Origin of the sequence: Arachidicoccus ginsenosidivorans (genome assembly GCF_007971385.1) — a bacterium.
GTDB classification, from domain to species: Bacteria; Bacteroidota; Bacteroidia; order Chitinophagales; family Chitinophagaceae; genus Arachidicoccus; species Arachidicoccus ginsenosidivorans.
The window spans coordinates 409,728-430,502 of sequence record NZ_CP042434.1; the positions used below are offsets into that span (position 1 = coordinate 409,728).

General features: G+C 40.9%; 17 protein-coding genes and 1 tRNA gene. 11 read left to right on the top strand and 7 right to left on the bottom strand.

Annotated features, from left to right (window positions below; translation table 11 throughout):
- Positions 1-5: 5 nt before the first annotated feature.
- Entirely contained in the window at positions 6-1,313 is a 1,308-nt protein-coding gene (locus FSB73_RS01520) for an RNA ligase family protein (protein ID WP_146779839.1), read from the top strand.
- Positions 1,314-1,378: 65 nt separating this feature from the next.
- Entirely contained in the window at positions 1,379-2,005 is a 627-nt protein-coding gene (locus FSB73_RS01525) for a metallophosphoesterase (RefSeq protein ID WP_146779840.1), read from the top strand.
- 181 nt (positions 2,006-2,186) lie between these two features.
- Here FSB73_RS01525 and FSB73_RS01530 read toward each other — a convergent pair whose 3' ends face one another.
- From FSB73_RS01530 to guaB, 3 genes are all read right to left on the bottom strand, one after another.
- Positions 2,187-4,610, bottom strand: coding sequence for an ABC transporter permease (locus FSB73_RS01530; RefSeq protein WP_146779841.1), 2,424 nt, complete (start codon positions 4,608-4,610; stop codon positions 2,187-2,189).
- A 71-nt stretch (positions 4,611-4,681) separates the two neighbouring features.
- Complete coding sequence (locus tag FSB73_RS01535) at positions 4,682-5,107, bottom strand: hypothetical protein (protein WP_146779842.1); 426 nt, start codon at positions 5,105-5,107, stop codon at positions 4,682-4,684.
- A gap of 312 nt (positions 5,108-5,419) precedes the next feature.
- Positions 5,420-6,919: an IMP dehydrogenase gene (gene guaB, locus FSB73_RS01540; protein ID WP_146779843.1), complete on the bottom strand. Its 1,500-nt coding sequence runs from the start codon at positions 6,917-6,919 to the stop codon at positions 5,420-5,422.
- Between the two features lie 137 nt (positions 6,920-7,056).
- On the opposite strand from guaB, the gene FSB73_RS01545 reads away from it, so the two are divergent.
- A complete protein-coding gene (locus tag FSB73_RS01545) occupies positions 7,057-7,302 on the top strand; it encodes a hypothetical protein (protein WP_146779844.1) in 246 nt (81 codons plus the stop codon).
- Positions 7,303-7,660: 358 nt separating this feature from the next.
- Here FSB73_RS01545 and FSB73_RS01550 read toward each other — a convergent pair whose 3' ends face one another.
- Entirely contained in the window at positions 7,661-9,292 is a 1,632-nt protein-coding gene (locus tag FSB73_RS01550) for an ABC transporter substrate-binding protein (RefSeq protein WP_146787965.1), read from the bottom strand.
- A gap of 284 nt (positions 9,293-9,576) precedes the next feature.
- Between FSB73_RS01550 and FSB73_RS23685 the strand changes: the two genes are divergently transcribed.
- The 3 genes from FSB73_RS23685 (at position 9,577) to FSB73_RS01560 (ending at position 12,956) form a co-directional block, all read left to right on the top strand.
- Positions 9,577-10,287, top strand: coding sequence for a gluzincin family metallopeptidase (locus FSB73_RS23685; protein ID WP_225974363.1), 711 nt, complete (start codon positions 9,577-9,579; stop codon positions 10,285-10,287).
- Entirely contained in the window at positions 10,245-11,012 is a 768-nt protein-coding gene (locus FSB73_RS23690) for a M1 family metallopeptidase (protein ID WP_225974364.1), read from the top strand. The genes FSB73_RS23685 and FSB73_RS23690 overlap by 43 nt, the downstream gene beginning before the upstream one ends.
- Before the next feature lie 912 nt (positions 11,013-11,924).
- Positions 11,925-12,956, top strand: a complete 1,032-nt coding sequence (locus tag FSB73_RS01560; protein WP_225974365.1) for a PDDEXK nuclease domain-containing protein — start codon at positions 11,925-11,927, stop codon at positions 12,954-12,956.
- Positions 12,957-13,217: 261 nt separating this feature from the next.
- Here FSB73_RS01560 and msrA read toward each other — a convergent pair whose 3' ends face one another.
- The 3 genes from msrA to FSB73_RS01575 all read right to left on the bottom strand — a co-directional run bounded on the left by msrA (position 13,218) and on the right by FSB73_RS01575 (position 15,075).
- Positions 13,218-13,760, bottom strand: coding sequence for a peptide-methionine (S)-S-oxide reductase MsrA (gene msrA / locus FSB73_RS01565; RefSeq protein WP_146779845.1), 543 nt, complete (start codon positions 13,758-13,760; stop codon positions 13,218-13,220).
- 180 nt (positions 13,761-13,940) lie between these two features.
- Complete coding sequence (gene prmC / locus FSB73_RS01570; protein WP_146779846.1) at positions 13,941-14,819, bottom strand: peptide chain release factor N(5)-glutamine methyltransferase; 879 nt, start codon at positions 14,817-14,819, stop codon at positions 13,941-13,943.
- Between the two features lie 185 nt (positions 14,820-15,004).
- Positions 15,005-15,075: transfer RNA gene (locus FSB73_RS01575), tRNA-Cys, on the bottom strand.
- A gap of 225 nt (positions 15,076-15,300) precedes the next feature.
- On the opposite strand from FSB73_RS01575, the gene FSB73_RS23695 reads away from it, so the two are divergent.
- From FSB73_RS23695 to FSB73_RS01595, 5 genes are all read left to right on the top strand, one after another.
- Positions 15,301-15,552 carry a nucleoside phosphorylase-I family protein gene (locus FSB73_RS23695; RefSeq protein WP_225974366.1) on the top strand — a complete coding sequence of 84 codons (252 nt, stop codon included), beginning with the start codon at positions 15,301-15,303 and terminating at the stop codon, positions 15,550-15,552.
- A 28-nt stretch (positions 15,553-15,580) separates the two neighbouring features.
- Positions 15,581-16,177 carry a phosphorylase family protein gene (locus tag FSB73_RS01580; protein WP_225974367.1) on the top strand — a complete coding sequence of 199 codons (597 nt, stop codon included), beginning with the start codon at positions 15,581-15,583 and terminating at the stop codon, positions 16,175-16,177.
- A 39-nt stretch (positions 16,178-16,216) separates the two neighbouring features.
- Positions 16,217-16,999, top strand: a complete 783-nt coding sequence (gene dapF, locus FSB73_RS01585; RefSeq protein ID WP_146779847.1) for a diaminopimelate epimerase — start codon at positions 16,217-16,219, stop codon at positions 16,997-16,999.
- Positions 17,000-17,069: 70 nt separating this feature from the next.
- Positions 17,070-17,780 carry a DUF4197 domain-containing protein gene (locus tag FSB73_RS01590; RefSeq protein ID WP_146779848.1) on the top strand — a complete coding sequence of 237 codons (711 nt, stop codon included), beginning with the start codon at positions 17,070-17,072 and terminating at the stop codon, positions 17,778-17,780.
- A 340-nt stretch (positions 17,781-18,120) separates the two neighbouring features.
- On the top strand, positions 18,121-20,745 hold the full coding sequence (locus FSB73_RS01595; protein ID WP_146779849.1) for a valine--tRNA ligase: 2,625 nt from the start codon (positions 18,121-18,123) through the stop codon (positions 20,743-20,745).
- Positions 20,746-20,775: the final 30 nt, after the last annotated feature.

Here is a 20,775-nt window from a genome sequence, read left to right on the forward strand (position 1 = left end):
CCCATATGAATCTAACCATTCACAAAGGATCTGAGAATTACACCGCTCAGATAATCGCCTTGCCGTCACAAGTTACTATACCAGGATTGGACAATCTGGTTCAAGTAACCTATTTGGGCAATAACTGTCTGGTACAGAAAAACTACAATCCCAATGCTGTTTATTTGTTCTTTCCAGCTGGAGCCGTTTTGGATCAGCAATTTCTGTCCAATAACAATCTTTTCCGTCATGGTCAAAACAACCTGGATACCAGCAAAAAGGGATTCTTTGAAGATTCCGGTCGTGTCAAAGCGCTTAAACTCAGAGGCGTCATCTCCACTGGTTTTATTATGCCAGTGACCAGCCTGAGTTATCTGATTGACCCATCTGAACTTAAGATCGGAGACAGTTTTACGGACATTAATGGCAAAGCCATTTGCCGCAAATACCTTCGCCCCGAAAGAGGCTTTAGCAGTGGTGGCAAAAGAGAACCAAAATTTGACATTGAAACATTGGTGGATCCTAAATTTGCACCTGAGCATACCGATACCGCACAGCTGCTGAGAAATACCGGACACCTCACCCCTATGTCCTGGGTTACGATTACCCACAAACTACATGGGACTTCCATTCGGGTGTTTCATACCCAGACCAAGCGCAAACTAAGTCTGGCAGAAAGGTTACTTAAGTCCCTGGGCTTAAAAGTGCAGGATCAAGAATACAGTTACATCGTGGGTTCCAGAAAAGTCATCAAATCCAGGAATTTCAGATCTGTCAATAATTATAAATTCTTCATGGATGACTTATGGAGCCAGGTAGCCAGGAACAATCTGGAAGGTAAACTTTATAAAGGAGAAGCCGTTTATGGAGAAATCGTTGGTACTGATTATACTGGCGGTGTTATCCAAAAAGGTTATAGCTATGGATTCCCTGCGCCCAAATTATTTATTTACCGGATTACTCAAATCAATGGCGAAGGCATTGAAATTGATTTATCCTGGCACCAATTAAAACAGCGGGCTTTGCAACTGGGTCTTGACATTGTACCAGAGCTTTACACTGGCAGGCTGGATCACTTTTTGAAACTGCATGACATTAGCTTTCCCGTATCTGATGAAGGCCCGGACTTGCAAGCCGCCTTGGAGGATTTGTTTTATAACAAGTTATTGGATAAACCCTCCACGCTGGATCATTTAGTGATTGAGGAAGGATTTGTTTTGCGTCAGGATACCTATCCTAAGGTCACCGCTTATAAAATCAAATCCCGAAAATTTCAGCTACATGAAACGTCTTTGCAAGATGCAGATACAGCAGACATGGAAGAAGATAATTAAATTATAAGGTAGATAAACATAAAATAGCTATAGAAGAAAAAAAACAATAGATTAAATAAAATCAAATGTTTCATTTAAAAATTGATGCCGCCGCGGGAGCCCGAAAAGTCTGGCTTACTTCGGATTTACATCTACTCCATAAAAGTATCAGCGGTCCTGAGAGATCCACCTGGAAATCCGGTTTTAGAAATTTCAAGGATGAATATGAGATGACAGAACATATCCTTAATAATATTAATAAACACGTTGGCCATGATGATATTTTAATCAATCTAGGTGATTTTGTTTTTAAAAATCACAAATGCATCCCGGAAATGCGTGGTAGGATTGTATGTCAGGAAGTACACCATATTATTGGTAATCACGATACCAAAATAGAGCAGTATGCTGATAAATTCAGTTCAATGTCCGATATAATGGCACTCAATTACCATGGTAATATGTTCATTCTCTGTCATTACGCCATGCGTGTCTGGCACCATATGAGTAAAGGCGTTTATCATGCATATGGCCACTCACATGACTCCATTGACCGACATCCAAACCAACCCTGGGGTAAAAGCATGGATGTCGGGATTGATAGTGCATACCGCATCCTGGGAGAATACCGCCCATTTGATATTAAAGAGGTAATAAAAATTCTATCAAAAAGGGCGGAAGATCCCAGTTCAACAATAGAAGAAGGGTTGTAGAATCAATATGATGAATAGAATAAAAATGAACAATGATTTTTCTTTTCTTTTATATATTCAGATAAATTCAGCATAGTATACTTGTAGGTTGTGGATACTATCTGAATTCCCAGAAAGGGGCGTCACAAAGGTCAATACAATAATCTTTGTGTATGCCCTTTTTTCTGATAACAAAACAATATTATTCATCCCGCAAACTAGAAACCGGGTTTGCACTAGCAGCTTTAAATGTCCTAAGCCAAAGAACAGCTAAAGCGATTAACAGCATACCCAATGCACAAAGTATAAATGTGATCCAACCTACCCGAATTTTATAAGCAAAATCCTCCAACCATTTATGGGAAAAATACCAGGCAAGGGGAAGTGCAATCGCGCAGGCTAGTAAAACCAGCCGAATTAAGTTTTTTGACAATAAATACATTAAATTAACGATAGAGGCACCTAAGACCTTTCTTATGCCAATCTCTTTGGTCCTTTGACCTGTCATAAAACTAACCAGGCCCAGTAAACCCAGGCAACTGATAAAGATAGCCAGCCCGGTGGCCCATTTAAGTAAGAAAGATACCCTTAAATCAAAATTATAAAGCTGCTGTATACTTTGATCATAGAATTCATAGTCAAAAACTGCCTTAGGATAGAATTTCTTAAAGGCCTTCCCTATTGTAGTAATTGTAGCGGCCCAACTTTCAGCATCCTTATTATTAAATAATACGGATACCGTATTACCTTTTATTTGATTGTCTGCCACCAAGGCTGTCGGCGCCATCGCCTTATGCAAATTCTGACTGGCAAAATCTTCCAAAACGCCTACAATACGGGAACTATCTCCATTTCCCTCTACTAAATAACTACCTAATACTGTTGTTGGATCCTGAAAACCCATTTTCTTTAAAAATGTCAGATTAATAAGTGCCTCACCTACCGTCTGCTTTTGACTGGTCCTGAGATTGCGTCCGGCCAGTAGTTTCAAATCAAAAAGGGCTAAATAATTTTGATCTATCTGGCTTACATGCACCTTTTGAAAACTGGATGTATTACCTCCCGAGGCAAGATTAAAATCCCAGAGAAACTGGCTGGCTTTAATGGGCGTTCTTGTGGACAAGCTTATATCTTGAATTCCTGACAGTTTTTGCAGTTCACTTATAAAAACCTCCTTTCCATTTTGTGGTATTTGATCAGCATCTGGTACCTTAAAAGTAATAATCCCTTTTTGCCTAAAACCTAAATCCTTTTGCATCATATAATGTAGCTGCCTACCAACCACGACCATCAATAAGAAAAATACCTGGGCAATAACAAATTGAGCCACTGTAAGCGATTTTCTAAATAAACCACCCCCACTCTTGCCAGCGTTCACAACCCGTCCCTTTAAAACAGCCACTGGCTCAAAACGCGTTAGCACAAATGCAGGATAAAAACCAGCTAACAGACTGACCAGTAATATCAAGCACAACAAAGCCAAAACAACCTGCGGTTGAAAAAGTACTGACATGTGCAGACCATCCGGGATGGCCCCATTAAATACCCGCAAAATAAATGGTACCAACAAAATAGCCAAAAAGGTAGCCACCGCTGTCAGTACAAAAGTCTCAAGCAAGAATTGCCTAATAATAGCTCCTTTACCACTGCCAAAAGTTTTTCTAATGCCAATTTCTTTTGCTCTAAGCGTGGACTGTGCTGTGGACAGATTGATATAGTTTATGATGGCCAGACTTAGTAACAGAACCGCCAGGATACTTAGCTTCACCAAAGCCGATTTCTCTACAACCCCATACACTTCAGTATTAAAGTGCACATGCGATAAAGGTTGCAACAGTCCCACAGATCTGTCACTACTATCAACTCCTTCACTGCGTTTTTCATACAAAGCTTTTATCTGGGCAGCAACAGATGCCACATTTACATTTGGCGCAATTTTTATCAAACATTGTGAACGGTCATTAACGGCATTCCAATTATCCTCTGATTCATTTTTAAATAGGTTGGTTTGTGTGAAAGTATTTAAAGAAACAAAGTTCTTGAAATCAAAATCCGATTTCTCTTTTATATCTGCAACTATCCCTTTTACAGTTAGTCGAACGCTGTCGTCAAATTGAATAACCCGACCAATTACATCCTGGTAAGTCGCGCCTGGAAATAAACGGCCAACCTCCGATTCAGCCAGCACCATTGAATTAAGGTCCGTAAGTACTTCAGGACTACCCACCAACCATTTATGTGGAAAAAGATTAAAATAACCTGGATCTGCAAAGCCCAGGTTTCCCCAGTGACGCAAATATGCAGCACTACCTTCCACTTGGGCATAATGCAAAGACCTGCCTTCTATAAAATGCGCAACAGCCTTTACCCCAATTACGTTTTGCTTAATGGCATTGGGTGCCTGTAAATTTATTCCGCGAAAAAAATATTTTCCATATTTAGTATACACCCTATAAATCTGACTACTATCAGGCTCCCATTTATCAAAACTATAATCGTATCTGACAATGATAAAAATAACCAAGGCAGCACTTATACCTACTGACAATCCAAGTACATTGAGGATACTGGAAAATTTATTTTTTCTAAGTGACCGTAGGGCAATTTTTAAATAACTAAAAAACATAATATTTAAAATTGAGTCAATGCAATAATATGGGCAGACTAACTAATTATTATACACTAACTTATGGTTCTTTATTCATTTTTCAAACTTTCAACTGGATTGGCTCTTGCCGCTTTAAAGGTCCTGATCCACAATACCAGATCATCCCATTTAGAAACGACCGCTTCACTGCCTCCATCCTTAATCTTGGCATAATTGAAAATACCTGCATCACAGATATGCGCTACCTGACTGACGCCCGTCACTTTTTGTCTGATAGCCTGAGGCGCCAAAAGGTTAATACCGTTATTCACTCCTTCAATGCCTATTTGAGTATACACCCTGTAAATCTGCTTATTTTCTGGCTGCCAATGATCAAAACTAAAATCATAACGAACAATCAGAAAGATGATTAACGAGGCACTAATTCCTACAGCAAGACCGATAATATTTATGATAGCCGACGCCTTATTTTTATTAAAATTTCTAAATGCAATACGCAGATTCTTTTTGAACATATTTTCTCAAATTTTGGTTTTCAAAATTTATGCATCGTCCCCAAAGTGCCGCTAAAGAGGACTATTCACAATAAATCTGCAACGTAAAACATGCCAAGTGATAATTACCTTATTTTAAATTATTTTACATATATTTATAAATAATTATTTGTATCATTTTCGGACATCAATTGTACGTTTTTGATACAGCGCTTCATTCAGATGAAGATATAAAAAAAAGACAGCAGGTATTCCAATTGGTAAAATAATTTACCAATTGAAATACCTGCTGTCTTACTTTATTTTTCGAGTAAGGCCTATATTTATCAGCCCTTATCTTCTGCTATAATTAGGCGCTTCTTTCGTGATATATACATCATGCGCATGGCTTTCACTCATACCTGCATTGGTAATCTGTACAAAAGTAGCTTTTTGCAAAGCAGCCAGATCTTTGGAACCTGTCAGTCCCATACCTGCTCTTAAGCCACCCACATACTGCGCAACGATTTCATTGAGATTCCCTTTAAAAGCTACGCGGCCTTCAATACCTTCGGGTACCAATTTCTTGGCGTCAGCACCCCCTTCCTGAAAATAACGGTCGGCGCTGCCTTGCTGCATAGCCCCAATGCTTCCCATACCGCGGTATTGTTTAAACTTACGGCCTTCATAGATAATTGTTTCTCCGGGACTTTCTTCTACACCGGCAAATACACTACCCATCATCACACACTGGGCCCCGGCTGAGAGTGCTTTCACCATATCGCCCGTATAACGAATACCACCATCGGCAATCACTGGGATTCCTCTGCGTTTAAGCGCTGCTGCTGCATCCATAATGGCGCTCAACTGTGGCACACCGGCACCAGCCACAATACGTGTCGTACAAATAGAGCCTGGTCCGATACCTACCTTAACAGCGTCCGCACCGGCGTCCGCCAGATCCTTCGCACCTGCATAGGTCGCAATATTACCAGCAATGACCTGCAAATTTTTAAAATTCTTTTTAAGTCCTTTCAGTGCATTGATCACACCGGCACTATGTCCATGTGAGCTATCTAAGGCCACGATATCTACACCTACCTGCTGCAAAGCATCGGCGCGTTCATGTAAATCTTTGGTAATCCCCAAGGCACCCCCTACGAGTAATCGGCCAAAACTATCTTTAACGGCATTGGGAAAATTCTTTAATTGCAGGATATCCCTGTAAGTAATCAGTCCAGTTAATTTACCAGATTTATTAACGACCGGCAGTTTTTCAATCATATGCTGACGGAAGATTTTTTCTGCCTTTTTAAGATCGGTTCCTTCAGGTGCCGTAACAAGGTTCTCTTTGGTCATCACCTCGGTCACTTTCTGACGCATATTGGTTTCAAAGCGTAAATCACGGTTGGTTAAGATGCCCACCAGTTTACCCCCTTCATCCACAATAGGGATACCGCCTATTTTGTTTTCACGCATGAGCCTTAAAGCGTCACCAATAGTAGCATCCGCCAGAAGCGTAATTGGATCGAAGATCAGGCCACTCTCACTTCTTTTTACTTTTCTTACCTGCTCTGCCTGTTTCTCAATAGACATGTTTTTATGCAGGATCCCGAGTCCGCCTTCTCTGGCCAGGGCAATTGCTAGAGAAGCTTCCGTAACGGTATCCATCGCTGCAGAGAGCATAGGGATATTGAGTTGTATACTTTTTGTCAGTTTCGTCTGGATATTAACCTGACTAGGCAACACATCGCTGTAACCTGGTTGTAACAGCACATCATCAAATGTGAGCCCGGTTCCGTAAAATCTTGACTTAAGGGAGGTTGATTTTGTAGAGGTATTGTTTGTTTCCATATGCAAAGATAGATTCATGAATAATTATGGACAAATTTTTTTTCAATCCTAACAATTCCATAAGAAGATTTAGTAGAAACGGCATAAAATTAGCAGAGAATTCGGCTAACCTATTGATCATCGTTAAAAAGACCCATATGTATCGTAAGATCAGACAGGCCTTAAAAGAGCAAGAACACCATCCACCACAGCGCCTACAAGGAGAACCGACCTGTAATCCTGGAGACGAAGTGTTGTTGTTTTCAAAAAAAGGGACCTATTTGGTAACAGAAGTAACAGATTCCACCTTTAGCGTAACTTGCCAACGCTGGCTTAATTCTAAAAATCAGAAAGATCGCAAAGAAGAACATCTTTGGTCGGACCTTAAAGAAGTTATTGCATGACGGCCTACAACATATCGCTTAATTTTTAATATACAAATAATCTGTCAGCGATCCCAAGAAGCAATTGGTACTCATCTTAAAAAATCACACCCGACAAAGGAGGCAATACAATATTGCCGCCTTTTATTATTCTCCTTAATTGCCTTGCTGCAATTGTATTTTTAATTGACATATCGATTATTATCATTTATTTCAACGTAAGCAAACTCAATAAAATGTGCCAATTTTTTGCAAGCAAGAAAATTGAGCGTATTCATACAAAACAGCCAGAACGGCTAAAAACGTCACCTTTACGCTAAATCAACGCTACCCATCAGTGCTTTAGCTATTTATCAACATTTCCCCCGATATAACTATTTTAATGGCCTTTTGCAAAATAAGCACGTTTTAATTGAAGCATATTCAGCGCATTGGGCCTAAATCCACGAAGATCCGGCTGCATCAACCAAATCACTTCATCATAGTAAATAGGGATGACCGGCGTTTCATCCATTACCAGCTGATCCATCTTCCGATAAAGTCCATACCTGGCACTATCATCGTTTTCAAGCAGTGACTGATTATATAAAAGGTCAAACTGCTTGTTATTAAATCGCGTATAATTGGGTGGAGCAGGATTCTTTGAGTTAAATACCGCCATATAGTTTTCCGGATCCGGATAATCGGCAATCCAGGTGCCGATAAAAAAAGCCGCCTCAGACTTGGCTGTCTGTTGCAAAATCATGCTTTTCTGGGAGACTTCCACTTGTATATGAATCCCCACATTATCCGCCTGACGGGCAATAAAACTGGCAATGTCCGCATTTTCGGGCGCGGTAGAGAGTTTAATAACGGGTAACCCTTTGCCTCCAGGATAGCCAGCTTGGTTCAATAAGGATAAAGACTTCTGCACGTCAAAGCTAAACCCCTTAACACGCTCAGCATTCTCGGAAGGCATACCTGCCGGCACAAAGCCACCAGTAGCGGGAAGTCCAATAGAATTGCGCAAATACATCATTAGCTCCTTTTTTGGAATAGCATAAGCAATGGCCTGACGGATGCGCTTATCCTTTAATGGACTGTTTTTTACAAGCGGATTATCTGGGTCCATTAAAATGCCTAAATACTCAACATTCAGGTATGGGTGCTTCTGCATATTAATGACACCCGCCCATTTCTTTCTCAAATGGCCACTTTTACTAATGACCTCATCTTTAAAAGCGGGATCAATATCATTGATAAAACTTAATTTTTGTTGCCTGAATTTTAAAAACTCCGTGGCTTTATTGCTGTTAAAGCTGATACTGACAGCGTCCAGGTAAGGGAGACGCCTGCCTGTACTATCCCTTTCCCAATAAGTGGGGTTTTTACATAGAACCAGGTTTTGGCCTTCATCCCAATACTGAAAGGCAAAGGGCCCGGTACCGACTGGATGTCGTCCAAAATCTTTCCCATACTTTGTTATCGCCTCCACCGGGATAATGGAGCAATAATCCATGGTCAGAATATTTAATATCGGGTGAAAAGGCCGAATCAATCTTAAGCTAAAGGTACTGTCATTGAGTGCTTTAAAACCGTCTGGTGCGATTCTGTCATTAAAGATCCAGGCACCTGTACTGGCTGTTTTGCTGTCAATAATCCTTTTGAGGCTAAAAACCACATCAGCGGCCGTCATTTTACGCCCCTTTCCACCCTTAAAAGCAGGATCATCCTGAAAATACACATCTGATCGCAGGTGGAAGGTATAATTTAGGTTATCTGGACTAATGTCCCAGCCCCTGGCCAAAGAAGGCTGAAGATTTAAATTGCTATCCAACACCACCAGCGTATTAAAGATCTGGTGGATTGGCCACATGACTGACTGACTCTTGGCCATGGCCGGATCCAGCGTGGCCACCCCTCGGGCCTCATTATAATAAAACACCTGTAGCTGTTGCTTTTGGGGATGGCCACAGGCCATCATCAAAAGCACACATCCGGATAAAAGCCAATATTTTAGACAAAATTGCATCTTCAAATATCCAAAACATTGTAGATTTACCGCATGAAAAAGCTATTTATTTTGCTATTGGTAGCCACAGGGGCATTACTTGTGCTAATGGCCAGCTACTGGATGGCCAGGCCAAAGCCTTTACTCATCAGGACACCTTAAGGGGCAGTAACGGTCCAGCCCGTAGTTGGTGGGATGTCACTCGTTACGATATCACTTTCCAACCTGATTATCTGACCAGAACCATTAAAGGAGCAAATAAAATCAGTTTCAAAGTAGGCGATCAGCCGGTTCATCCAGATACGATGCAGATCGATCTGATGGAACCACTAAAAATAGATAGTATTGTACTTTTGGATGGCAGTCATATTACCGGCATAAGAGATGATGGCAATGCCCATATGGTTCCCGTACCAAAATGGAATCCAGGAACCACAAATGCGATGACCGTGTATTACCATGGTGCGCCCATTGTAGCAGTTAAACCACCCTGGGACGGAGGATTTATCTGGGCTAAAGATTCCTTGGGCAGACCCTGGATGACAGTTGCCTGTCAAGGTATGGGAGCGTCCGTTTGGTATCCCTGTAAAGATTACCAGGGAGATGAACCGGATAATGGTGCCAGCCTTACTTCCATTGTACCCGATACGCTACTGGCCATCGCCAATGGGCATTTAATTGCCAAAACCAGGTATCCCGGTCATCTGACCGGCTACACCTGGCAGGTTAAAAACCCCATCAATAATTACGATATCATTCCTTATATAGGTAAATACACTTTTTTTGATTCCAGCTATGAAGGGGAAAAGGGCAAATTACCTGTTAGTTTCTGGGCATTGGATTACGATATTGATAAAATGCGTGCGCACTGTGAACCAGATGTCTTTAAAATGCTGAAAGCCTTTGAATATTGGTTTGGCCCTTATCCTTTTTATGAGGACGGGTATAAACTGGTACAGGCCCCCATCTGGGCATGGAGCATCAAAGCGACATTGCCTATGGCAACCATTTTCTAATGGGTTATCTGGGCAGGGATCTTTCCCATACAGGGCTGGGCTTAAAATTTGATTTTATTGTTGTCCATGAAAGTGGCCACGAGTGGTTTGGCAATAACATTACCAGCAAGGATATTGCTGACATGTGGGTACATGAGAGCTTTACCAACTACAGTGAATCCCTATTTACAGCGTATTATTGGGGGAAAGCCGCAGGCCAGCAATATGTAAACGGCATCCGGGAAAACATTGAAAATGACCGACCCATCCAGGGAGCCTATGGTGTTAATCAGGAAGGCAGCGGCGATATGTATTATAAAGGCGCCAATATGATCAATAATATCAGAAATGCTATTAATAATGATACGCTTTTCAGGGAAATTCTTAGAGGGTTAAACAAGACCTTTTACCATCAAACTGTAACAGGCAAACAGATCGAGCAATATATTAATGAAAAGTCCGGGATTAATTTTGATAAGGTCTATGAGCAGTATCTGACCACTACCCAGATTCCCACCTTTGAAATTAAATTCTCCAAGGATAATAAATATGTGTCTTACCGGTACAGCAATTGTGTCAAAGGATTTGATATGCCAATGGTACTCAAAAGCGAGGATGCCCAAGTGCAGTTACATCCGAGCACTGAGTGGCAAAAGCAATCACTGGCATCGGCTGCCCAGGCAAACCTGTTTAATCCCATCGCTATTGAATATCAGTATTATCTGAGTTGCAAAGAAGTCCATTAAATTCTAAGAATTCCATAAAAGAATAGCGCTGAGAAGGGAATATAGGCCGCTTAAGAAAAAATAAACAGATTCATTCAAAAGCCGCCTGACATATAGGATTGAGCATTCGGTCAAGACCGTCATTGTTTCCATTATTCCCCGCAATATTTTTGCTTCGAATTAATAACAATGGCAAAATTTACCCAAGAACAAATTACCAAGATTATTGAAGGTAGACCAGTTGATGTGTCCGTCAAGGATTATTGTGCAGGAGTTAGTATGCAAGTTTTTTTTATTACCATAAAAGTAGGCTAGCAGCTATAAAAAACATAAGTGCCCAGGATGATTCCCGTAGCTACCATGCTGCAAAAGATGCTTCAGCGGCATTTATTCCATTAAAAATCAAAAATGGTGGTATTGATTCTCCTCTGGCGTTGATCGAATTGCCATCTAAGGCAAGTATATGCATCTATGATCCAGCAATCCTACCTATGCTGTTTCCTTTGCTGGGGATGCGACAGTAGCATTTTCATTTAATGGCTTCCAATTGTGAGACAATAGTTCTTTGACTTCATTGATTTTATGTGAACCTTTAAAGGTAATGATATCCACAAAGTAAGTGTATGGATCAATATTATGCTGTATGCAGCAAGAGATTAAACAATACATTAAGGCACTCCTATTGCCACAAAGCTGATTTATGCTGAATTCCTGTTTCATACCTTTTTTTACCGAACACAAGCGAATTTTTACTATTTTTGTTTTCTCTTTGATTTCCTCAAAAATTTCTATTGATGTTTTGAATAAAAAACGGGATTGGAGTTGCGTTTAAGGATATGAAAACCACATTCTTGCCATAGTGGTGTAGAACAATGTATATCATTGTTAAATTTTCAAACACTCAACTAAGAATGAACCGGAGAGGATGAAAATATGGAAATAAAAGTAAATATGATGAAATTAAGAAAAGATTTAATATTACAGGTACAAGCCATTATTTCGGAGGCACAGCTGAAAGCTATTCGCAGTGTGGATTTCGAAAGGGTACTCATGTATTGGAAAATTGGTAAAGTGATTTTTGAAGAAGAACAGGAGGGACAGGAGCGTGCTGGTTATGGAGAATTCTTAATTATGTCTCTTTCAACTGAATTAGAACCACAGTATGGTAAAACTTATTCATATCGACAATTGAATTGGTTTCGACAATTTTATCGAACGTTCCCAATTGTGAACGCACTGCGTTCACAATTCAGTTGGACACACTATCGAACGCTTATTCGTATTGATAATCAAGACAAAAGAGATTTCTACATTGCAGAAGCGGTAAAAAACAATTGGGCAGCAAGACAATTGGAACGTCAAATAAATAGCCAATTGTATGAACGATTATTAATGAGTAATGATGCCCAATCTGTCCTAGCCATGGCTCGTAATGAAAAACAGCCTACTGATCCTAAAGACATCATTAAAGATCCAATGGTCCTTGAGTTTTTAGACCTAAAACGTGAATCTGATTACTATGAGAGAGATTTAGAGAGCAGTATAATAACACATTTACACGATTTTATTCTTGAATTAGGTAATGGCTTTGCTTTTATGGCACGACAGAAGAGGATACATATTGATGGTGATGATTATTTTGTTGATTTGGTGTTTTATAATCGTCTGTTGCAATCTTTCGTGATTATCGAAATTAAGACAAATAAACTTACCCATCAGGATATTGGGCAATTACAGATGTATGTAAATTATTACGATAGGTATGAAAAACAGGACTTCGAAAACCCAACTATTGGCATTTTATTGTGTACTGACAAAAATGATGCAATGGTCAAAATTACTTTGCCTGAAAACAATCGAACAATAATAGCCAGCAAATATCAACTTTATCTTCCCACGGAACAGCAACTATTAGATGAGTTGAAAAAAGAGATTGAAAAGTTAGATAATCGGGAAAAATCATAAATTATTCTAATTTTCTCTAACGCTGCTCAAATACCAGTAGGAGAATCTTAATTGGGGAATATTATTGTGAAATTCAACCTACCCTAGAAGAGATGGCATGCCACTGCCAGATAAATCTGACAACGCGATCATGCGCCGCCTGACATTTAAAATTAAAATGTTCAGGCGGCTTGACTTATTATGTTATTGTGTAATCGATCCTTGTGTTGAATTGTACGACATCCAATAGGTTTGCATGCCTACAATATTAACAGGCAAAATTTATTTCATTTTGTCCTTGAATACCTTCTCGAACTTCTCCAGCTTGGGTTTAATTACATATTGACAGTACATCTGTCTAGGATTATTATTGTAATAATTCTGATGATAATTTTCAGCGGAATAGAAATTCTTGTAGGGTTCAATTGTGGTGACAACCGGATTAGGCCATGCACCGCTGGCATTCAATTCTTTTTTATAATTATCTGCCTTTTCTTTTTGCTGCGCGTTATGATAGAAAATGACGCTTCTGTATTGTGGCCCCACATCATTTCCCTGGCGATTCAGGGTAGTAGGATCATGGGTTTCCCAAAAGACCTTCAACAACTCGTCAAAGGAAAGTACATTAGGATCATAGAGCACCTGACACACTTCCGCATATCCGGTCGTGCCATTACAGACCTCTTCATAAGTCGGATTAGGCTGTTCACCACCACTATAACCACTCACTACCTTTACCACGCCTTTTAGCCTTTGAAATATCGCTTCGGTACACCAAAAACACCCAGTTCCCAGTGTGGCCGTGTCTACATTATCTGTTTCGATTTTTTGTCAGCAAATTGATCGTCCATATTTCTTTGATGATTTTTTTGTTCTACACAAGAAGCTAGTAGCGCAAAACAAAGTACTGACCCCAACCATAGTTTCTTACCACTCATTTATCCACCTTTTTTGATTCAGGTCATGCAAACTACTAAAGAATTTTATCCTGTCAAAAGAAAATTATTATTTAAACACAGACTTAACCATTCTGTCTTTTCCTTGTAAATCCTTTCTGATTTCTATATGAACAGCACCTGCACTTTTTAACATTTCCCGGATCTCATTAACAAATAGTGGATTAATTTCCATGAACAGATGTCCTCCAGGCTTTAGTCTTTTACTAGCTAAATAACTGATTTTCTGATAGAAAATAGTGGCTGGCAAAGTCTTGTCAGGAAAAAGCGCCAGATGAGGTTCAAAATCTAATACATGCGCTTCCATCTGCAGTTTTTCATCAAAATGAATATAAGGTGGGTTACTGACTATATAATCCAGTGGCGGCAACTTTTCTGTGCTTTGCGCATCGAGTATATCCAGCTTAAAAAAATCCACGTTTAGTCCTGAAAGTCTTGCATTATGCCGGGCAACACCCAGCGCTCCATCAGAGATATCACACCCACTTACGAATAACTCAGGCAGGCGACGCTTTACTGCTAGCGGAATACATCCACTACCGGTTCCTAAATCCAGTAATAGTTTTTCGTAAGGACTTCCACTTTTGGAACTTTCTTCCATGATAGTGGTAACAATCCATTCCACCAATTCCTCGGTTTCCGGGCGGGGAATTAGTACCTGATTATTTACTTTTAGGCGCAGCCCTCCAAAATAAGCATACCCCAATACGTATTGTACCGGCATTTTTTGCTGCAGTAGTTTAATAGCGCATTTTAGACGCCATAGTTGCGTCATGGTCAAAGGCTGTTTATCCTGCAAAATTCTATCCACCCGTCGTAGACCAGTCAGGTCTTCCAAAACCAAATCCGCTATGGCCGCTGCTTCTCTAATATCATAATAATTAATCAGAGAAGATTTTAATTGCACTCCAGCTTCCTTAAGGGTCATGATTATACTTTATAAAATTGCAACTTTATTTTGTCGGTCATTAGTCGGTAAAAATACAAAATCAAGCATTATTTTACGACTCTTTACGAGATATTGTCACAAAGTGCGGTTATTCAAAATAGCTAATTTCAGGGCATTATATGCAAAAAGCCCCGATTTACGGGGCTTCAGTGATCATATTAGAGAGGTCTCGAGCGGATTCGAACCGCTGTAGGAGCTTTTGCAGAGCTCTGCCTAGCCACTCGGCCACAAGACCTTATCTCCTATAGAGGGCTGCAAAAATAATCAATTCCTTCATAATACAAAATTCTATGTGGAAAATATTTCCTCCTCCTCTATTCCCGTCAAAAGTACTAACTTCCCACCTGAATCAGGCAGATAAATCCAGATAAATACTTTTCAGCAGAAAGTATATATCCGAAAATCACAATGTGAATATTTTTCTGGCTGTTCCCTAATGAATAACGATTAATTTTGCATTATGGCAAACCCAATTGCAGAGAGCGAGCTGATTATTAATGAGCGAGGCGCAATCTATCACCTGAACCTAAGGCCAGAGGAACTGGCCCCCACAATTATCACTGTCGGAGATCCCGACAGAGTAAGCGAGGTCAGTAAACACTTCGACAAAGTCGAATTCACCACCCAACACAGGGAATTTGTAACCCACACAGGTTTTTGGGCAATAAAAGAATTTCTGTTATATCCACCGGCATCGGACCAGACAATATAGATATCGTTTTAATGAGCTGGATGCACTGGTGAATATTGATTTTAATACCAGAACCATTAAACCCAACCTGACATCACTCAATATTGTCCGCATTGGCACCTGTGGTGCCCTCCAGGAAGAATACCTGGTAGATTCCATGATCGTGTCCTCCCATGGTGTGGGTATAGACAATCTGATGAATTATTATCAGCATGACAATACTGAACAGGAAAACGAACTATTGCAACAGTTTATTCAACATACCAACATTGATCAGCACTTTTCAAGACCCTATATCCATAGTGCAGGCAGTTCATTAAGAATGCATTTTGTTGATGGATTCCATCATGGCATGACGGTTACCTGCCCTGGATTTTATGGACCGCAGGGCAGGGTGCTCAGATTAGGTTTACACTATCCTAATTTTATTGATTTATTGACCTCATTTTCCTACGGTTCACATAAAATTGCTAATTTTGAGATGGAAACAAGTGCCATTTACGGGCTGGGCAGCGCACTGGGGCATCAATGCCTGAGCATCAGTACAGTTGTTGCGAACCGCATCAACCAGACTTTTTCCCCGGATGGGAAAAAAGCAGTCGCTGTAGCCATTCAAAAAGTACTTAATGTACTTAGTGGAATTTAGTTTGGATTTTTAATGGCACATTCATTATAAATAAGAAGAATGCAGGAATTAACATTTTATAAGTATCAGGGCACGGGAAATGATTTTGTAATGATTGACGCCGTAACAAACCCTGTAGAACTCTCCCTGGAACAGATCAGAAAATTATGTAGTAAAGGTTTTGGCGTAGCAACCGACGGGCTCATTATCCTAAAAAAAGCAGCGGGTCTGGATTTTGAGATGGATTATTACAACGCTGACGGCTCACAAAGCATGTGTGGCAATGGTGGAAGGTGTGCCGTAAAATTTGCCAAACAGATTGGTATTATGGGACCTACTTACCATTTTAAAGCCATTGATGGTCTGCATGAAGCGACCATTGAAGAAAATGGCTGGGTAAACCTCAAAATGAAAGATGTCAGCCAGGTCAAAACCTACGGCACAGACTTTATATTAAATACAGGCAGTCCGCATTATGTTGTCTTAACCGATAATGTAAAAGAACTAAATGTCGTAGAAGAAGGCAGAAAGATTCGCAACAGTGACCCTTTTAAAGCTGAAGGCATCAATGTCAACTTTGTCCAAACCGTCAATGACACCAGCATATTTGTACGCACTTATGAAAGAGGTGTGGAAAATGAGACGCTAAGTTGTGGCACAGGTGTTACGGCTGCCAGCATTGTAGCTGCCCATAATGACCGAGGCTTTAACCGAATTGAAGTTGAAACCCTGGGTGGAAAACTGGCCGTAGAATTTGACAGGACCAGTGAGGAGCATTTTGAGAATATACTGCTTTGCGGTCCTGCCCAATTGGTATTCGAGGGCAAAATCAAGCTTCCTTAACAGCCCCTGAATTTTATGTTTGTACTAATTAAAGCACAACCATTTTAAATAAATAAAAAACAATACGTACATGAAAAAACCCCTCATGGTTTTATCCTTGGCGCTAGGCCTGACCGCTATGTCCTGCGGCAATTTAAACCAGATAACCTCCGCCCTACCTGGCATGACTTCGACAACAGGCAACACCCAGAACACCGCTATTAAAGATCTTTTAACCAATGCAGTTGTTGCCGGTATTGGCAATCTGGGTTCTTCAGGGGGGTTCTTAAATAATGCGATGTATAAAATTTTATTGCCTCCTGAGGCACAAAAGGTGGCCAGCACCTTAACCTCCTTGGGTCTTGGAAGTGTTGTAAATAAAGCGGTTACACAAATCAATCATTCAGCCGAAGGCGCAGTTGGACTGGCTAAACCCATTTTTGTTAACGCAGTTAAATCCATGTCCATCACAGATGCGGCAAATTTGATTACCGGTGGTGATGGAGCGATTACAAATTACTTTAAGACAAAGACAACCAGTCAGTTAATGAGCGCTTTCACGCCTGTGATCCAAAAATCACTGGAACAAAATGACGCCACAAAATATTATAACCAGATTGCTGAAACCTATAATAAAGTGCCGCTGGTAAAAAATAAATTAAACCCGGATCTGAGTAATTATGTCGCCACTAAAGCAATAGACGCTATGTTTTCACAGATGCAGACTGCTGAAAAGGACATTCGCCATGACCCGGCCAAGCAGACGACAGCAGCTTTAAAGGCTATTTTCGGCGGCAAGTAAAGGGCGGTCTTATTTGGAATCAATCAACTTAATATACAGGCAGCGTGCGTACTTACATAAGGTATGCACGCTTTTTTTGTCAAAGTAATAAGGAGGCATTAGCAGCGGGCGTTTTCAATTTGTACAACAATGTTATGATAATCATTCACTTGAACAAAATCTCACCTTTTTTGTAGCGAACTTTTTGCGAAACAATAAACCGTCACCTTAAGACCTTCAGGATAATTAACACGCAGCAATTCTAAAAAATTGGTTATAACTAGATTTTCAAGGCTTAAAACCTATATAGAAGCCTTACCATAAATTAAACTTATTACCTGCCAAATACTATATTTGCACCATGGAATTAAGCAAAACTTTTGATGCCGCTGCAGCCAGCAGCAAATGGACTTCCCTTTGGAAGGAAAGAAGATATTTTAACAGTACACCAAACGACAAAACGCCCTTTACAGTGGTCATTCCGCCACCAAATGTAACAGGTGTCTTACATATGGGTCATACCCTTAATGAAACCGTCCAGGACATTTTGGTTCGCCATGCCAGGATGCAAGGCAAGAATGCCTGCTGGGTTCCAGGAAGTGATCATGCTTCCATCGCCACTGAATCCAAAGTGGTCGCCATGCTTAAGGAAAAAGGAATCGATAAACATACCCTTACCAGAGCTGAATTTTTAGACTATGCTTTCCAGTGGAAGGAAAAATATGGCGGTATTATCTATCAACAGATTGAGAAATTGGGGTGCAGTGTTGATTGGGACCGGGTTTCTTTTACGATGGATGACCATTATTACGAAGCAGTGATTAAAGTTTTTATCGATCTGTATCAAAAAGGACTCATTTATAGAGGTGCCAGGATGATTAACTGGGATCCCGCTGCCAAGACCGCCCTTAGTGATGAAGAAGTGGAATACAAGGACTTGCAGGGTAAACTCTACTATGTCCGCTATCAGGCCGTTGATAATCCCGAAGATTACATCACAGTTGCAACTTCCCGTCCGGAAACCATTATGGGGGATGTGGCGATTTGCGTGCATCCGGACGATCCCAGGTACCAGCACTTAAAAGGCAAAAAGGTCATTGTTCCGCTGATCAACAGACAAATACCGGTTATTTTTGATACGTATATTGACAGGAGTTTTGGTACTGGTGCCCTTAAGGTGACGCCGGCTCATGATATCAATGACTATAATATAGGGATGAAACACAACCTGGAAGTCATTGACACTTTAAACCCCGATGGCACTCTTAGTGAAGCGGCACAGATCTTTGTCGGACTGGACCGCTTTGTGGCACGTAAAAAAGTCGTGCAACAGCTCGCAGAAAATGGCCTTTTGATAAAAGAAGAGGTCTATGATACCCGGCTTGGGTATTCTCAAAGGTCAGGTGCGGTAGTGGAGCCCAGGATTTCTACCCAGTGGTTTGTCAAAATGGAACAACTGGCCGAACCCGCCTTAAAAGCTGTTACAGAAGGGAAGATTAATATCCACCCGGGTAACCGCTTTATGGCCACTTACCGCCACTGGCTGGAAAACGTCAAGGACTGGTGCATCAGCCGCCAACTATGGTGGGGTCAGCAAATCCCGGCATGGTATGGGCCAGAAGGTTCTATTGAGGTAGCCGCCACTGCTGAAGAGGCACTTGAGCAATTCAGGGCAAAATTTCCGGACATTCAGGCCTCAGATATCCGGCGTGACGAAGACGTTTTGGATACCTGGTTCTCCTCATGGCTGTGGCCTATGGAGGTTTTCAAAGGCATTACGGAGCCTGAAAACCCTGAATTCAACTATTATTACCCGACATCTGTTTTGGTCACGGGTCAGGATATTATCTTTTTCTGGGTAGCTCGTATGATCATGGCCGGTTTAGAATATGAAAAAGAAATTCCTTTCAAGGATGTCTATTTTACTGGTATGGTAAGAGATAAATTAGGCAGGAAGATGTCCAAATCTCTGGGCAACTCCCCTGATTTGATTGGCCTAATTGATCAGTACGGTGCAGATGCTGTCCGCTTTGGGATCATGATCTCCTCTCCTGCCGGCAATGATTTATTATTTGATGAAAAGTCTTTGGAACAAGGCAGTCATTTCAACAATAAACTTTGGAATGCCTTGAAGCTGATCAAGATGTGGGAAAATGCAACCGCCACAGAAATAGATGAAACGACAACTGATTTTGCGGCTGAGTGGTTTGAAGCCAGGCTACAGCAGGCAAAAGCCGAAATAGAGCAAATGCTCAGTCAGTTCCGACTAAGCGAGGCGTTAAAGGTCCTCTATTCTTTGATCTGGGATGACTTCTGCAGCTGGTATCTGGAATGGGTAAAACCAGCTTATGGAAAGGCGATTCGCCCCGCAGTGCTTGGCCGTACCATTGCCTTTTTTGAGGCGCTGTTACAGCTGCTGCATCCGTATATGCCCTTTATTACTGAAGAGATCTATGCCACTTTGGGTGACAGAGCGGAGGCGCTATGCATAAGCACTCTGACGCCGCCCAAAAAATATGATCCCACGCTTTTAACGCAGGGCGATCTTTTAAAAAATATCATTACCCAGATCCGGGACGCAAGAGGCAAAAATAATCTAAAGCCCAGGGAGACCATAAAGTTGTTTATAGAAACAGCTCAACAGCACAAATATCACCCCTTACTAGCCATCTTGCAAAAGCAGGTGAATGCCGACCAATTGCAATTTACAAGGGAGGCCATAGCTGGCACTGTAGTGATTACGCTGCAACAGGATAAATACTATCTGGAATTAAACCAACAAATTGATGTGGAGGCCCAGAAGTCTGAACTCAGCGCTCAACTCAAATATCAGCATGATTTTCTAGATAGTGTTCGCAAAAAGCTCAGCAATGAACGTTTTGTCCAAAATGCCAAACCAGAGATTGTAAATAAGGAACGCAAAAAGGAAGCGGATGCCCTGGCCCGCATCAAAACCTTGGAAGAAAGTCTGGCAGCCTTACCTTAAACAATTTTGGCCTGGATACAGCTCCTAAAC

Bases quoted from the DNA above. Each gene is read 5' to 3' on its own strand.
- guaB (WP_146779843.1), bottom strand. From the start codon at position 6,919: ATGGAAACAAACAATACCTCTACAAAATCAACCTCCCTTAAGTCAAGA.
- FSB73_RS23690 (WP_225974364.1), top strand. From the start codon at position 10,245: ATGGAGCATCAAAGCGACATTGCCTATGGCAACCATTTTCTAATGGGT.
- FSB73_RS01560 (WP_225974365.1), top strand. From the start codon at position 11,925: ATGGAAATAAAAGTAAATATGATGAAATTAAGAAAAGATTTAATATTA.
- FSB73_RS01535 (WP_146779842.1), bottom strand. From the start codon at position 5,107: ATGTTCAAAAAGAATCTGCGTATTGCATTTAGAAATTTTAATAAAAAT.
- FSB73_RS23685 (WP_225974363.1), top strand. From the start codon at position 9,577: ATGCAGATCGATCTGATGGAACCACTAAAAATAGATAGTATTGTACTT.
- FSB73_RS01595 (WP_146779849.1), top strand. From the start codon at position 18,121: ATGGAATTAAGCAAAACTTTTGATGCCGCTGCAGCCAGCAGCAAATGG.
- FSB73_RS01550 (WP_146787965.1), bottom strand. From the start codon at position 9,292: ATGCAATTTTGTCTAAAATATTGGCTTTTATCCGGATGTGTGCTTTTG.
- FSB73_RS01520 (WP_146779839.1), top strand. From the start codon at position 6: ATGAATCTAACCATTCACAAAGGATCTGAGAATTACACCGCTCAGATA.
- FSB73_RS01545 (WP_146779844.1), top strand. From the start codon at position 7,057: ATGTATCGTAAGATCAGACAGGCCTTAAAAGAGCAAGAACACCATCCA.
- dapF (WP_146779847.1), top strand. From the start codon at position 16,217: ATGCAGGAATTAACATTTTATAAGTATCAGGGCACGGGAAATGATTTT.
- prmC (WP_146779846.1), bottom strand. From the start codon at position 14,819: ATGACCCTTAAGGAAGCTGGAGTGCAATTAAAATCTTCTCTGATTAAT.
- FSB73_RS23695 (WP_225974366.1), top strand. From the start codon at position 15,301: ATGGCAAACCCAATTGCAGAGAGCGAGCTGATTATTAATGAGCGAGGC.
- FSB73_RS01525 (WP_146779840.1), top strand. From the start codon at position 1,379: ATGTTTCATTTAAAAATTGATGCCGCCGCGGGAGCCCGAAAAGTCTGG.
- FSB73_RS01590 (WP_146779848.1), top strand. From the start codon at position 17,070: ATGAAAAAACCCCTCATGGTTTTATCCTTGGCGCTAGGCCTGACCGCT.
- FSB73_RS01530 (WP_146779841.1), bottom strand. From the start codon at position 4,610: ATGTTTTTTAGTTATTTAAAAATTGCCCTACGGTCACTTAGAAAAAAT.